Raw genomic sequence first — 16,110 nt, forward strand, 5'->3', positions numbered from 1 at the left:
GACGCCTACAAGCACGAGCAGAAGGTGACGGCCATGATCTATGACATCGTCAACCTGGCCACAAAAGAAGGCGACCACGCCACGGCCAGCATGTGCAAGTGGTTTGTGGACGAGCAGGTGGAGGAAGAGGCCCAGACCCTGGAGATAGTGAACCAGATAAAGATGCTGGGGGATTCCAAAGGCTCGCTGTTCATGCTGGACCGCCAGCTGGGCAAACGGGAATAAACCCAACCCCTACACCCCTTCCCGCATCGGGAAGGGGACGGGGGTTAGGTCGGAAAAACCAAACTTACAAATGCACCTCATCTTGAATACAAGGAGAACCCAATGCAGATAACAACCAACTTAATTCTTCTGGGCTTCGGACTGTTCCTGGCCTTCGCAGTCTTGTGGCTGTTTCTGAGGGGCTTAAGCCGCTGGAAGTTCTTCAAGAGTCTGGGTCTGGTGCTGAACATCAGCGGGCTGTACGTGGCCTTCCGGCTCTTTCTGCATTGGGGTCACATTCCCTTAAAAACCCAGACCAACACCCTGGTGCTTTCCATCGGGGTCTTTTTGGGATTTTACCTGGCCATCAAGATGTTCGAGTACCTGGGTTTTGACCTGTTGCTTTCCAACAGCAAAAAGGCCCAGGTGCCGCAGCTGCTGCGGGACATCATGCGCTGGATGCTGGCGGTACTGGTGTTCTTCATCATCCTCAAGGTGAACCTGGGGGTCAACCTGGGGCCGCTGTTCGCCACTTCGGCCGCCTTGACCTTCATCCTGGGCATAGCCATGCAGGACGTGCTGGGAAACCTGTTCGCCGGGATAGCCCTGAACCTGGAACGGCCATTTGCCATCGGGGACTGGGTGATGATCAACAACCAGGAGGGGCAGGTGGAGAACATGACCTGGCGGGCCACCCGGCTTAAGACCTTCACCGACGATTACGTGATCATCCCCAACGCCTCCATCGCCAAGAACGAGATCATCAATTACAGCCATCCCACCCCCATCCACGCCCGGGAACTGGTGATCGGGGTGCCCTATACCGCCGCTCCCAGCCTGATCAAGAAGGTGATCTCCGGGGCCATGACCGAAGCCCACGGGGTGATCAAGGATCCCCAGCCCCGGGTCTGGCTGAAGGAGTATGACGACTATACCATCAACTACCGGGTCAAGTTCTGGATCGACGATTTCGGAGACCTGTACGAGATCGAGGACGACGTGATGAGCCGGATCTGGTACCATTTCAAGCGCAACGGCATTGAATTTCCCTATCCCATCAGCGACGTCCGGGTGACCCCGGCCTCGGTCAGGGAGCCGGAGGAACAGCGCCGGGCGGAAGAGCAGCAGGCCGGCCTTTATCTCAAGCAGGTGCCTCTCTTCGCCGCCATTCCCGAGAAGGACCTGAAAAGGCTGGCCGCCAGCCTCCAGGCCAAGACCTTTGCGGCCGGCGAGCATCTGGTGCGTCAGGGCGACGAGGGCGAGTCATTTTACATCATCAAGCAGGGAAAGGTGGAGGTGCTGGTGGCCGATCCCGAAGGCCGCCAGACCAGGGTGGCAGAACTGGAAACGGGCAAGTTCTTCGGCGAGATGTCGCTGCTGACCGGGGAAAAGCGCAGCGCCTCGATCCGGGCCATCGGGGACGTGGAGGTGCTGGCGGTGGAGAAGAAGGACATCAGTCCGATACTGACGGCCAACCCCAAGATAGCCGAATCGCTTTCCAAGATGATCGAGCAGCGGCAGAAGGAGAACCTGGAGCGGATCGCCAAGTCCCGGGCCATCTCCGAGGAGGAGCGCAGGGCCGCCAGTTCGGCCAGCATTTTGAAAAAGATCCGGAATTTCTTCGCCATGTAATACGAGACATTTCCTTGCCCACGAAAAACACGAAAACCAGGGATATATTCTAATTAATGATCATCCAATCCTCTCAGGAGATATGGAGGACAACAGGTGCCAACCCAGGTATGTCGCGTTAAAACGATCAGTGAGCATCGTAGTTGACGGCGGTTAAAAGCTTGTCTGCATGTTTGAGGGCTTGGCCAAAGCCCGAGTTCAGACAAGCCCGCCATCAGCGAGAAGCGCAGCGCGGGCCCGCTGAAGCTTTAGCGTAAGCGTGGCCCGGAGAGTTTTTAGCGACGAGCTTTTTCTTTTGGTTCTTTTCTTGTTGGCGGCACAAAAAGAAAAGAACGTAATCGAGTTGAATCTGCTTTTTTACAAAACCTGCTATATTCTTTTTACTTTTCCGGAGCTAGTTAGATAAGCATTTTCTAATTTCACGGTTCATTTAATAAAGGACTGCGGATATCGACTTCAAATTACTAAATAAGTCAGGCGCGGCCCGGCGGGGCACCATCAACACCGCCCACGGCCAGATCCAGACCCCGGCCTTCATGCCGGTGGGCACCCAGGGCACGGTCAAATCCCTGACCCCCCGGCATCTGAAAGATATCGGGTCCCAGATCATTCTGGGAAACGCCTATCACCTTTACCTGCGGCCGGGCCAGGAACTGGTGAAGAAGGCCGGCGGCCTGCACGGCTTCATGGGCTGGGACCGCCCCATCCTCACCGACTCCGGCGGCTTTCAGGTGTTCAGCCTGGCCGAGCTCCGCAACATCAAGGAAGAGGGGGTAAGCTTCCAGTCGCACATCGACGGCTCGTCTCACCTGTTCACCCCGGAAAGCGTGATGCGGCTGGAGGCCGATCTGGGGGCGGACATCATCATGTGCTTTGACGAGTGCATTCCCTATCCCGCCACTCTGGAATATGCCGAGCGCTCCACCGGCCGCACCACCCGCTGGGCCCGGCGCTGCCGCGACGAGTTCCTGGCGCTCAATTCCGGCCAGGCCTTGTTCGGCATCGTCCAGGGCGGGACCTATCCGGAACTGCGCAGGCGAAGCGCGGAAGAACTGGTGGAGATAGGCTTTGAAGGCTACGCCATCGGCGGGCTGGCCATCGGCGAGCCCAAGGAGCAGACCTGGGAGGCCATCCAGACCGCCAATACCGTGCTGCCGGAGGAAAAACCCCGTTACATGATGGGGGTGGGCTTTCCCGAGGACATCATTCAGGGGGTGTCGCTGGGGGTGGACATGTTCGACTGCGTGATGCCCACCCGCAACGCCCGCAACGGCTCGCTGTTCACCTCCACTGGCCGGCTGGCCATGCGCAACGCCAAACATTTTGACGACTTTTCCCCGGTGGACTCAGAATGCGACTGCTACCTCTGCCAGAACTTTTCCCGGGCCTATCTGCGCCACCTGTACATGTCAGACGAGATACTGGCCTCCACTTTGGGCACCATGCATAATCTGAGGTTCTATCTGAGAATGATGGAGGGGATGCGCCTGGCCATTGAACAAGATGGATTCGACCAGTGGAGAAAAGAATTCATGGATAAGTACCAAAAACAAACGGAACCCCTTAGTTAGACAATAAACCAAACAGGAGGGAAATGCCATGCGCCGGATATCAATTCCCGGAATAATTTTCTGCCTGCTGATCTTATCGACCAACCTGTTCCCCAAGAGCCTGGTCCAGGCCTCGCCCGGAAGCGGCAACATCACCATAGAGACCAGGAACATAGATAACGCCCAGAAGGAACTGCAAAAAGCGGCCACCGAGCTTAAACTCACATTCAAAAGCTACAGCGACTACAAGAACAGCTCCAACAACAAGCGGGCCATAAGCGCCAATTGCCTGGTGGACAAAACCCAGGCGGTGGCGTTCATCAACCTAGTAGCCTCCTGGGGCTCGGTTCAGTCCCAGTCCTATTACGAGAACCAGGACGAGCTGGACCTGCCAGCCAAGGAGAAGAAGCTGAAGGCCTTTCAAAGATACCTCACCAAGGTGCTGACCTCGGCCAGCCCCGATCCCGATGTGGTGGCGCTGATCAGCCAGCAGGTGCAGAGCCTGGAATACGAGATCAACCGGATCAAGGGGGAGGGCCAGGGAAAGTCGGCCAATATCTCCATCCAGATCCAGGAAAAAGGCTACAACCAGCAGCCCTTTGAATTCCTGGGGCCAAAGTCGTTCATCAAGACCGTGGCCATGGTACTGGCGTTTCTTTGTCTGATGATGGGAGCGGTGCTGGGCTGGCTGATGGCCAAGTACAAATTCAAAAACAAAAAGACGGCCTGATCCAACGTGGGTTGACAGGATTTACATGATTAACTGATCATTTAAAACAACTCGCCGAAAGTGAAATGCCCAAGATCGCGGCCATAGACATAGGCTCCAACGCCATCAGGATGGCGGTGGCGGAAGTCTCCGCCGCCGGGCTTCTGCAAAACCTTAAGCACTACCGGGAACCGGTGCGGCTGGGAACGGATGTCTTCACTACGGGCCGGGTCGGCCGGGAAACCATCGAAGCTACGCTGGCGGCACTTAAAAAATACCAAGTGATCATAAATTCCCAGGCAGCCCAGCCCGTCAGGGCCGTGGCCACCGAAGCCATGCGCCGGGCCTCCAATTGCGTTGAGGTCCTGAAAACAATCGAAACGGAAACCGGCCTGAAAGTGGAGATAATATCGCCGCAGACCGAGGCTGAATTGGTACTGAACGCTCTCTCCCAAAAAATAGACCTGACAGGAAGGAACGCTCTTCACCTGGAGCTGGGCGGGGGCAGCCTGGAGCTGAACACTGTAATTGACGGAGCACTGGTCTCTTCTCAAAGCTTTGAACTCGGGGCCATAAGGCTTTTGCAAAATGTCAAAACAACGGACAAGGACCAGGCGCTGTCCGATACCACAAAACTGGCCGGACCTGCACTGGTCTGCCTGGATGAAGCCCGGAAACAGCATCAAATGGATATTCTGATCGGCACCGGGGGAAGCCTGGAACTTCTGGCAGACCTGGCGGTCCAGATCACGGGGTCCGGCAAAAAAAACCTCCTGCATCGTGGCAGCCTGGAAAGGATCGTGGATTCTCTGATCCCATTGGACCTGAAACAGAGGATGGACCGATTCAACCTGAAGCCGGACCGGGCGGACGTGGCCCTGCCGGCGGCCCTGCTGATCTTGGTCCTGCTGGGAAACATCAAACTGGACGAGATACAAGTTCCCCGGGTGGGTTTGAAAGAGGGTTTGCTCATGGCAATAGCACAATCTTTAAAAACAGGAAACAGCAATGACGGCTAAATTCATTGAAGGGCAGGAACTGCCGGGCAAGCTGATCGCGGTGGAAGGCCTGGACGGCTCGGGCAAGTCCACCCAGATCCACCTTGTCAAGCGCTGGCTGGAGCTGGAGGGCTACAAGGTCTTTTTCACCGAGTGGAACTCCTCGCCGCTCTTGAGACAGTCGGTGAAGAATGGCAAGCGGGAGCAGCTCTTGACACCCACCACCTTTGCCCTGATCCACTGCACCGATTTCGCCGACCGCTACGAGCGCCAGATCCTGCCGCTGCTCCACGCCGGTTACATCGTGCTGGCCGACCGCTACATCTTCACCGCTTTCGCCCGGGACGCGGTGCGGGGCTGCGACCGGGACTGGGTGAAAAGCCTCTACAGCTACGCGGTCCACCCCCACGTCACCTTCTTCTTTGACGTGCCGCTGGAAATGGCGCTGTCCCGGATCATGTCGGGGCGGGCCAAACTTAAGCACTACGAGGCCGGGATGGACATGGGATATTCGCCCGACATCCTCCAGAGCTTCAAGACCTTTCAGGGAAAGATGCGGGAGGAATATTTGCGGATGACGGAGGAGTTCGGATTCATCAAGATAGACGTGGGCCGCCCGCCCGACCAGCTGCAGAAAGAGGTGCGGGGCCACATTCAGGAACGGATAGAGCTGGAGAGGTACAAATGGAAAACATCGCGCTGACCCCCAAGAAGTTCTATGGCCAGGGGCTTCCCAACGTCGATCCGGGAACGCTCACCGGCAAGCTGATCGTGATAGAAGGGGCCGACGGCTCCGGGCGCACCACCCAGATAAATCTTTTAAGCGACTGGCTGGAGCGGCTGGGCTACGCCACCACCAGGGTGGGTTTGAAGCGTTCGAAGCTGGTGGGGGCCGAGCTGGAGGAGGCCATGCAGGGCAATACTCTCAGCCCCATCACCCTGTCGCTGTTCTACGCCACAGACTTTGCCGACCAGCTAGAGAAGACCATCATCCCGGCCCTGAAATCGGATTTCATCGTGCTGGCCGACCGCTACATCTACACCCTGATGGCCCGGGACATCGCCCGGGGGGTGGACCCGGCCTGGGTGCGCGAGGTTTACGGCATAGCCCTGGTCCCGGACGCGGTCTTTTACCTGAAGGCCGGCCCCGAGCTTCTGGCCGAGCGTAATTTCAAGAACAAGGGCGGGCTGGACTACTGGGAATCCGGCATGGACATCCAGCGCAGCGGCGACCGCTACGAATGCTTCATTAAATACCACCGGAAGATCCAAAACATCTTTGGCGAGATGCAGGAGCATTACGGGTTCGAGTCCGTCAATGCCGGAAGGGCGCCGAACACCATCTCCCAGGACCTGATCTCCAAGGTCAGGTTCATATTAAGCCCGCTGGAGCTGAATGGCCAGGAAGAGTAGAAGAAGATGACCGGGGGTTTACTTACCCGAAGATTTAACATGGTATGTCCTTTTTCTTTTTTGTACCGCCAACTAAGAAAAAGGACCAAAAAGAAAAAAGCTCGTCGCAAAATACTATCCGGGCCACGCTTACGCTAAAGCTTCAGCGGGCCCGCGCTGCGCTTCTCGTTGCTGACGGGCTTGTCTGAACTCGGGCTTTGGCCAAGCCCTCAAACATGCAGACAAGCTTTTTCCGCCATCAACTGCGATGCTCACTGATAGTATTTAACGCGACAACCGGGGTTGGCACCTATTGTTTTACATGTCTTCTGAGTTGATCGGATAATCACTTAATAATTTTCGTGCCGTTTCGTGTGTTTCGTGGGTGGAAATATAAAATCATGTAAATCCTGTCAAAAATATTCATGGAGCTTTATATCTTAAGATACGTGGAGCTGAACGGCCGGGAAGAATAGAGATACCCAAACCATAAGGTTGCCCACTAAAAGGCACTAAACATTTAATAAGGTTGGTAGTGTTTTAGTGTTTTTCGTGGGCAGAGTAAATCCTGGTTTAAAAAATCATGTAAATCCTGTCAAAAAATGTCCATGGAACTTTATATCTTAAGATACGTGGAGCTGAACGGCCAGGAAGAATAGCGATACCCAAACCATAAGGTTGCCCACTAAAGGCACTAAATATTTAATAAGGTTGGTAGTGTTTTTAGTGTTTTTCGTGGGCAGAAGAAATACCGTCAAAATATTCATGGAACTATACATACTAAGGCACGGGCTGGCCGGGGAGTTCGGGGATCCCCGCTACCCCGACGACAGCCAGAGGCCGCTGACCGCCGAGGGAAAACGCAAGATGCTCCAGGCGGCGCTGGGAATGAAGGCCCTGGGTCTGTCCTTTGATCTGGCCTTTGCCAGCCCGTACCTCCGGGCCCGGCAGACCGCCGAGATAGTCTGCCGGCAGATGGATTGCCTGGACATCCTGCAGATAACCGAGAACATGGAACCCGGCCGGGATCCCAGAAAGCTGATAGCCGAGATAAACCAGAATGATCTAAAGAACAAAAGCGTGCTGTTGACCGGGCACGAGCCCTTTTTAAGCGGACTGATCGCCTACTTGATCTCCGGCAGTCACAGCCCCCAGCTAGAATTCAAGAAAGGGGCCGTGTGCAAGCTGGAAGTAGGGGAGCTGAAGTACGGGCGCTGTGCCGAGCTTCATTGGCTGTTGACCAGCAAACAAATGGGGATGATGGTTAGTTAATATAGATATACCACCTAGCCCTTGACAATGCCCCTAAATTGAGTTACACTAATTAATTAGAGATAAATATTGCATATTGTGTAAAATATGCATCATTTCCCAGAAACCAAAAGGCATTTAAAGTTATCTAACATATAATCCCATTTATAGTCCGTTGGATTTAAAGACCTTGCAGCTTTTGGTCAACAGGGTAAAACGAAGAGATCCGGCACTATTCTTGCAGTAATATTCTTCAATATACAATACGGAGAAAAACATGAAACACCTTGGCATAAAAATGGCTTTAATCGGCTTGATGATATTAGCCATATCAGGGTCCGCCAACGCCCAATGGCTGTCCCTTTCCCAGGCCGGGTCGGCCCAAAAGACGGTCAGTCTGCTGCAAAGCGGCAACAACCAGATCGTTTTTGAGATCAATGTTCCCGGTTTTGAAAAAAGCTCCGCCAGCACCAAGGGCTGGGATTTTAATCTGCTGACCATTCCCGGGCAGGGCTACAATACCGCCGTAGGACAGCCCAAACTTCCGGTGATATCCGAATGGCTGGAGATTCCCCAGGGCGCCACGGCCACGGCGGAATTCCAGATACTGGAAAGCAGGGAGATCAGTCTTAAGGAACTGGGAATTGAGCAGAAGATCGTCCCGGTGCAGTACCCGGTGCCCAAGATCGAAGGGGCCGCCGATAAGATACCGTTTGCCATGGACGAGAATATTTATTCCAAGGACAAATTCTTTGGACAGACCACAGTAAAGCTTTCCCAGCCGGTAAGCATGCGGGCCAAGAGGGCGGTACTGGCCAGTTTCTGGCCGGTAGCCTATAACCCGGTGACCGGAATGCTGAGAATAGCCACCAAGGTCAAAGTAACTGTAAATCTTTCCGGATCGGACCAGGCCCGCACCAACAGCATTCACCAGAAATATTCCTCCAAACTATACGACCGTCATGTGGCGGGCATCACCATCAATGAACTGGCTGTAAGCAAGACTGCCAAAGCCCTTCTTCCGGCGCCGGTCAATCAACTTATTATAGTAGTTGATTCTTTCTACACCGGCATCCAGCCGTTGGTAGACTGGGACAGCCGCAAGGGTTATTCCGTAACGGTCACCAAAACCTCGGAGATCCCCGGCGGGGCGGATACCACCCATATCCGGCAGTACATCCAGTCGGCCTATGACGGGGCCAACCCGCCGGACCTGGTCCTTTTGGTGGGCGACGTCAACGGCATTCCGGCCCATCAAAGTACAGAGCAGGACAACCCCTATACCGATCTTTATTACTCCACCATGGCCGGCAGCGACATCATTCCCGACCTTTATGCCAGCCGGATCTCGGTGGCCAACAGCACCCAGCTGGGGTATTATCTGGCCAAGTATCTCAACTACCAGCAGGGCAGCTGGGGGGCAAGCCAGGACTGGATGTCCAAAGCCTATTTTACATCCACCAACGATCCCATGCATGTGGTGACGGACTCGACCGACAATTATTGCATGGCTCTGGCCAGGGCCCACGGCATGGTCTGCGATTCCCTTTATGCCTATTACGGCACCGGCACCCCGGTGGCCACGGCCTTCAACGATGGACGGACGGTGATGGCCTATACCGGGCATGGCGATGTGACCTATTGGGCCGGGCCTTATTTTTACCAGTCAGATGTCAATGCTTTGACCAATGCCTATAGATCCACCTTCGTCACCAGCTTTGCCTGTCTGACCGGGGCTTTCAATTCTTCCGAGTGTTTTGGGGAGACCTGGATCCGGACCGCCGACAAGGGCGCCATTGCCTATTGGGGCTCGTCAGTTTTGTCCTACTGGGACGAAGATGATATCCTGCAGCGCCGGATGTTCGACGCCTTTCTGGACAGCGGCTACACCCTGATCGGCGGGATGACGGTCAAGGCCAAGTTGGACCTGGGCCGCTATTACGGCTGGGACCAGGCGGTCAGCGTCACGGTCACCCGTTATTTTGAGCAATACAACATCCTGGGCAATGCCGGAGTGGATCTTTACACCCAGCAGCCGTCGGTTTTAACAGTTACTAAGCCGGATACAGTTCCCACAGGTCCCAGCCAAGTCGCCATAAATGTAAATGACGGTGGTCCTTTAACAGATGCCTTGGTGGCCATTTACCAGCCTTCATCCAAAACCCTGCTGGCCTCCGGATATACCGATGCTTCGGGCAATGCGGTGCTTGATATAAACCCGGGTTTACCCGACAGCCTGGCCGTAACCGTTACCGCTCATAACCGGGTTCCATTCCAGGGCAGAATCCAGGCTTACTCTGCCAATTCCTATGTGTCTTATTTGAAAAATGCGGTTGATGATGCATCCGGCAACAACGACGGGATGCTGAACCCCGGCGAAACAACCTTACTGAATATTTGGATCAAAAACTACGGATTATTGGCCTCAGGGGCTGTGGCCTGCACCTTGCGGGCCGGAAGTCCGGCAATAACGGTTAACGATTCCACCCATTCTTTTTCGGCCGTATCAGCCGGAGATTCCGTTTATTATGGCTTTAGTGTCAGCGTAGCGGCAGGTTGTACCAACAAAACGGTGCTGCCTTTCATCGTGTTGTGCCAAGACGCTGATTCGGTCCGGCAAGCTCCTTTTGAACTTATAGTGGCTGCCCCCAACCTTAGCCACAGTTCATATTCAGTAAATGATCCGGCTCCCGGCGGCAACAACAATAACATCTTGGAAGCCGGAGAAAGCGACAGCCTCCGGGTGATCATCAAGAACATGGGAGGCCAGATCGCCACCGGAACCACAGCCATTTTAAGCAGTTCAGATCCCTACCTGACCATAACCGGGAACAGCGCCGCCTTTGGTGACATAGCGATCAACGACAGCGGATCGCCGGTTCCGGCCTATTGCCTGACTGTGGGCGCTCCCCCGGTTTCACCCTACTTTGTCTGGGTAAGGCTGAACATCGGCGCCCTAAGCGGCGCTTATGCCAAAACTGACAGTTTTAAAATTGCGATAGGAAACTCGGGATTCTTTGACAATGTCGAGGATACAGGGATCACGGCAAAATATTCGGTACAATCACAGTGGCATGTCACCGACACCAGTTCTTACAGCCCCGGCCATAGCTGGTGGTGTGGTGATCCCGCTACAGGGCAATATGGCAACCTGCTCGAGGCCTCGTTGATCACTCCGGACATCATACTGGGTCCCAATAGTGAGCTCAGCTTCTGGCATAAATACTATACCGAGTTGACCTACGATTTCTGCAATGTGGAATACAGCACAAACAGCGGAACCAACTGGATAAGCCTGGGTTCATTCGACGGCAACCAGCCGGCCTGGGAAAAACAAACCTACGACCTTTCCTCCCTGGCCGTGGGTACTGTCGTTAAAATAAGGTTCCACTTCACTTCCGACATTTCCTATACCTATTCCGGATGGTATGTGGACGACATCAGGGTCCAGGAGACCACCGGCGTTTCCGGCACCCAGACCGATCCCGTACTGCCGTCCTCAATAATGCTGGGTTTGGCCTATCCCAATCCCAGCTCCGGCGGATCGCTTATCAAATACCAGTTGCCGAAAAAAATAACCACAGAACTCAGGGTCTATAATATTGCCGGCCAGATGGTCAGGACCATTCAAATGGGGGTCCAGGGCCCAGGAAACCAGAGCGTCTTTTGGAACGGCAGGGACCAGAATGATAAAAAGGTGTCAGCCGGAATCTATTTTTACCAGCTTAATGCCGGAGGTTATTCGGCTACCAAGAAATTAGTGGTAATAAAATAAACCAACCTGAATGAAATACGGGCGTTTTCTAATTAAGAGAAAACGCCCGTTGACTTTAAGAGAAAGGCAGACATGAAAAATAAATTGTTGTTTATTCCGGTCTTATTGTTGCTGCTGGCTCCGGTTGCTCTTTGGGCCCAGGCCGGCAGTTCGATCCCGGTGAAGATCCACATTTCCTCTCATGATGATGTCTACAAGTTTCAGAAATTGGGAGTGGGCATAGAGGAACTCAGGGATGGTTATATTGAAGCCCGGGTCACCAAGGCCAAGTATGACGAGTTGACAACTTTGGGCTGGAAGGTGGAACCCCGAACTATTGAAAAGGTTGATCCCGAGATTGCATCTCAATATCACAATTATACTCAAATGACCAGTTTTTTGGACTCCATCCATACTATTTATCCAGCGATTACTAAGATGATATCCATAGGGAAATCGGTGCAAAACAGGGATTTGTGGGCCTTTTTAATAACCGACAATCCTGATTCCAATGAGAACGAAGCAGAGGTCCGATTGGCCGCCAACATTCATGGCGATGAAACGGTGGGCAGAGAGCTTTGCTTGGCGATGATAGATTCTTTGACAAAAGTGTATGATTCTGTTTCCGCCATTGCAAATATGGTAGACTCCAGAGAGATATGGTTTATGCCTTCCTTGAATCCGGACGGTTATGAATTGAATCGACGTGAAAACGCCAACTGGGTAGACTTAAACCGTAATTTCCCAGTGCCAGATGGCTCAATCGGCGAGGATGATACTTATAGTAACGAGATTGAAACGCAACGATTCATCGACTTTTGGTCAGGTAAACGAGCGGTGTTGTCGTTAAATTATCACGGGGGAGCCTTGGTTGCCAATTATCCTTGGGATTATACTGTCGTCCGTTGTCCCGATGATGCTCTAGCCAAGGAAGTTTCGCTGGGATATTCGCGGCTGAACCCTCCGATGTACGCCAGCACTGTTTTTGACAGCGGAGTGACCAACGGATGGGATTGGTATTATGTTTATGGCTCACTGCAGGACTGGTCGTATAATGCTACGTCCTGTTTGGATATCACGATGGAAATAGGCACCAAATGGCCGGCGGCCAGCCAGTTGCCGGCCTTCTGGTCCGACAACCGGGGCGGCATGCTGTTCTTCATCCGTCAGGCCGGGTTGGGCATCCAGGGCCTGGTCACCGATTCCGCCACCGGCCTGCCCCTGGACTTTGCCCAGGTGGAGGTTGCGGGGATAGACAAGCCGGTCTATACCGATTCCATCGGAGACTACCACCGGATGCTGCTTTCGGGCAACTATGACCTGACATATTCCAAAGAGGGATATTTCCCCAAGACCATCAGCGATGTCCGGGTGAATTACGACAGCCTGACCAGCCTGGATGTGGCCCTGGCCAAAGATCCTGTGGGGGTGACCGGCAATCCCTGCGAGATAGTGTGCCAGCGGATAACACTCCTAAAGACATACCCCAACCCTCTACGCAGTGCTGTCACCATTGCCTTTCAGTTGTCCCAGCCGTCAAACTGCAATCTTAAAATATACAATGCCGCCGGGCAGCTGGTCCGGATAATATTTAACCGCACCCTGGACCCCGGAACTTACGATATCATCTGGGACGGAGCAGATGAGACAGGGCGAAAATCTGCTGAAGGCATATATTACTATTCTTTGTCTGCCGGAGAACAGAGGTTAACGGGAAAACTGGTTAAGATCAATTGAAAAAATGCCGCCTTTTTACAAGGCGGCTTTTTAGCTATTAACTTGGAGTCATGCCGTGAGATACTGGTTAACTTTTGTTCTGTCGCTGTTGGCATCAGTCTATGGGATGGCGGCTCCGGTGCTGATAACCGTGGAACTTCCGACGGTTGAGAGCAAGAAATCCTGGCATCAGCTTAAGATACCGACCTATGAGTTGATAGGGAATACCGCCATCGCGGAAACGGAGGAAAGCCGGGTTGGCTGGCTAAGGCAAAGGGGCTTTCAGCCAAATGTCATTGACCGGCAGCCGGACCTGACCAGGTTCATGATAGTGTCAAATTATGACCAGGTTCTGGGACTGAAAGCAATTCCAGTCTGGCGCAATGCAAAGACGGTCTTGATAAAACCGGACTCCAATGGCAAGGAAACCAAAAAGGATTATAAGCACCAGGCCAGGCCTCTTAATACCCGGCCCCTGCCTGACCGGTTCTGGCAGAGCATTGTGGAGACGCGGGTAGCCCGCCGAAATATCACGGCCGACCCGTTCGTCCAGTCGGTGGTCGACCAGGTCAATTCCGACTCCATAGGTGCTGTGATCCAGAGACTTCAGGCCTTTCAGACCAGGTTCGTAATGACAGACAGTTCCGCCGCAGCTTCGGCCTGGCTGAAACAAAAGCTTGATTCACTGGGCTTTGCAGCCTTCTACGACAGTTTTTCGATGGACGGCTCCTGGGCGGGGAATGGCATGGAGCGGAATGTCATTGCCCAGCAGCCTGGTGCCGTGCTCCCGGGCACAGAACTGATCCTGTGCGGGCATTTTGATTCTTACAGCGAGATATCGCCTCTGCTGTCCGCCCCCGGCGCCGATGACAACGCCTCGGGCATTGCCGCCACCATAGAAGCGGCCCGCATCTTCCGGCAGTATTCCTGGAAGCACACCATCACCTATGCCTGCTGGAGCGGGGAGGAGGAGTGGATGTGGGGCAGCGGACATTACGCCTTCAAGGCCGACAGCCAGGATGCCAAGATCGGCGCGGTGATGAACATGGACATGATCGGATACATGAACGACGGCAGTTACGACGTCTGCGTGGGATACACCGACAGCTACGATTATTGCCAGTGGCTGGTTGACCTGTATCTGGAAGCAGCGGCGGTTTATGTCTCCGGCCTGACCGTATATGAACAGGCCGATTTCATCTCGGACAATACATATTTCAGCCAGGTGGGATATCCCGCCATCGGCACCGAGGAATACCCCAACGCCTGGGCCGGCGGCAATCCCAACTATCACCAGCCCACCGATGTCTATTCTTCCCTGGACCCGGTGCTGTTCACCATGGTGGCCAGGGCCTCGCTGGCCACCATAGCCGTGATAGGCATATCCCCCGGCTCGGTTGACGGGGTGGCGGCGCACGATGTCGGGGTCGGCGACCGGTTGCGAATCACCTGGTCTCCCAGCTACGAAACAGACATTACCGGCTACCAGGTCTGCTATGGCAGGGTCAGCGGGCAGTATACCGACACCATGGGCGTAGCCGGGGACAGTTTTGACATAGCCGGCTTGATGACGGACACAACCTACTATGTAACTGTTTGGGCTATTGACACTGCCGGGCGAGTCAGCCCGAACGCCGTTGAGGTCACGGGTGCGCCGCGGTTATTGCCACGGGCGCCAGAATACCTGACGGCAGTCCCGGTAGACTCGGGGATCACAGTGGCCTGGAATGCCAACCTGGAACTGGACCTGGCGGGATACGATGTCTATAGGAAGATAGACGGTAGTTCCTATGACAGCCTGACCAGCCTTGGGGACACATTTATTCTGGACAAGCCCTTATCCGGTGCTGGCCGCTATTATTACAAGGTCAAGGCCAGGGACACTGACGGCAACTACAGCCCGTTCTCCGACACGGTGTACTGCCGTCCGATCACATTGGATCAAGGCATTCTTCTGGTTGACGAGACCAACAACTGGACCACCGGGAGCTTCCCCCGGGATGCCCAGCAGGACAGCTTCTATAACTATATCCTTAATGGTTACAAGTACGAACCATACGAGTATGGTTCGTCACTGCAAAAGCCGGTCCTGGCGGATTTCGGGCCGTATTCCACGGTGGCTTGGCTGGCCGATGACTACGCCGGATTGCTGGCCTCGGGAGCGGTCAATGACATGAGAAGCTACCTTGATAACGGAGGCAAACTGTGGCTGGCGGGATGGAAACCTTCAGGAAATCTTCACAACACAGTAACCTATCCCGCCGATTATACTGCCGGGGATATTATGTATGAATATTTCAAGGTAGATCGCGCAGAGTTATCCGGGAGCACGGATTCATTTAAGACTGCCATAGGATTAGGGGGCTATCCTAGTATAATGGTGGATACTCTTAAATACCCGGCCTCAACCCTGTGGGGGAAGACTATGAGATATATCGAAGCCTTGACCCCGCTGGCCGGGGCCGACACCATCTACGTGATGGACATGAGGAACAACGGCAGTCCGTACGAAGGCCGGGCCTGCGCGGTGCGGGATTCGGGCAAGACGGTGTTCTTCGGGTTCCCGCTGTACTTCATGGATAGAGAGCAGGTAAAGGCGGCGGTTCAGAAGGTGATGGCGGAGTTCGGGGAGGAACCGCTGGGAGTGACGGGCAAGCCGGAGAACTTGGAGATGATAACGTCAGTCAGATTGTTCCAAAACTCGCCAAATCCGTTCAGCAGCCAAACGAATATCAGTTACCAACTGCCGAAGGCCGGGATGGTAAGTCTTAACATCTACAACATAGCTGGTCAGCTGGTAAAGACATTGGTCAACGGGAACCAAGCGGCTGGGAACTATGTGATCAAATGGGACAGGTTAGACAGCAAGAATAGCCAGGTAAGCGCCGGGGTGTACATCTATCA

11 protein-coding genes are annotated in these 16,110 nt (G+C 54.1%); all 11 read left to right on the forward strand.

The genetic code is table 11. The features are described 5' to 3' along the window. Positions 1–225: ferritin-like domain-containing protein (locus Q7U71_03200; GenBank protein ID MDO9390762.1), on the forward strand; the 225-nt coding region annotated here is incomplete at its 5' end. Positions 226–327: 102 nt separating this feature from the next. Then, positions 328–1,836, forward strand: a complete 1,509-nt coding sequence (locus tag Q7U71_03205) for a mechanosensitive ion channel family protein (protein ID MDO9390763.1) — start codon at positions 328–330, stop codon at positions 1,834–1,836. Positions 1,837–2,285: 449 nt separating this feature from the next. Then, the gene (gene tgt, locus Q7U71_03210; GenBank protein ID MDO9390764.1) at positions 2,286–3,407 is read left to right on the forward strand and encodes a tRNA guanosine(34) transglycosylase Tgt; all 1,122 of its coding nucleotides are present in this window, start codon (positions 2,286–2,288) and stop codon (positions 3,405–3,407) included. Positions 3,408–3,435: 28 nt separating this feature from the next. Continuing rightward, positions 3,436–4,116: a hypothetical protein gene (locus Q7U71_03215; protein ID MDO9390765.1), complete on the forward strand. Its 681-nt coding sequence runs from the start codon at positions 3,436–3,438 to the stop codon at positions 4,114–4,116. A 65-nt stretch (positions 4,117–4,181) separates the two neighbouring features. Next, positions 4,182–5,114, forward strand: coding sequence for a hypothetical protein (locus tag Q7U71_03220; protein ID MDO9390766.1), 933 nt, complete (start codon positions 4,182–4,184; stop codon positions 5,112–5,114). Further along, complete coding sequence (gene tmk, locus Q7U71_03225) at positions 5,104–5,796, forward strand: dTMP kinase (protein MDO9390767.1); 693 nt, start codon at positions 5,104–5,106, stop codon at positions 5,794–5,796. Before Q7U71_03220 ends, tmk begins: the two co-directional genes overlap by 11 nt. Then, on the forward strand, positions 5,778–6,506 hold the full coding sequence (locus Q7U71_03230; protein MDO9390768.1) for a thymidylate kinase: 729 nt from the start codon (positions 5,778–5,780) through the stop codon (positions 6,504–6,506). The genes tmk and Q7U71_03230 overlap by 19 nt, the downstream gene beginning before the upstream one ends. Before the next feature lie 744 nt (positions 6,507–7,250). After that, positions 7,251–7,757 carry a phosphohistidine phosphatase SixA gene (gene sixA / locus Q7U71_03235; GenBank protein ID MDO9390769.1) on the forward strand — a complete coding sequence of 169 codons (507 nt, stop codon included), beginning with the start codon at positions 7,251–7,253 and terminating at the stop codon, positions 7,755–7,757. Positions 7,758–8,013: 256 nt separating this feature from the next. Beyond that, positions 8,014–11,511, forward strand: coding sequence for a C25 family cysteine peptidase (locus Q7U71_03240; GenBank protein MDO9390770.1), 3,498 nt, complete (start codon positions 8,014–8,016; stop codon positions 11,509–11,511). Between the two features lie 72 nt (positions 11,512–11,583). Then, entirely contained in the window at positions 11,584–13,227 is a 1,644-nt protein-coding gene (locus tag Q7U71_03245) for a DUF2817 domain-containing protein (GenBank protein ID MDO9390771.1), read from the forward strand. Between the two features lie 55 nt (positions 13,228–13,282). Then, positions 13,283–16,110, forward strand: a 2,828-nt coding sequence (locus Q7U71_03250; protein MDO9390772.1) for a M20/M25/M40 family metallo-hydrolase, incomplete at its 3' end; no start/stop codon positions are given.

The organism is bacterium, from assembly GCA_030655055.1.
Taxonomy (GTDB): domain Bacteria; phylum Edwardsbacteria; class AC1; order AC1; family EtOH8; genus UBA5202.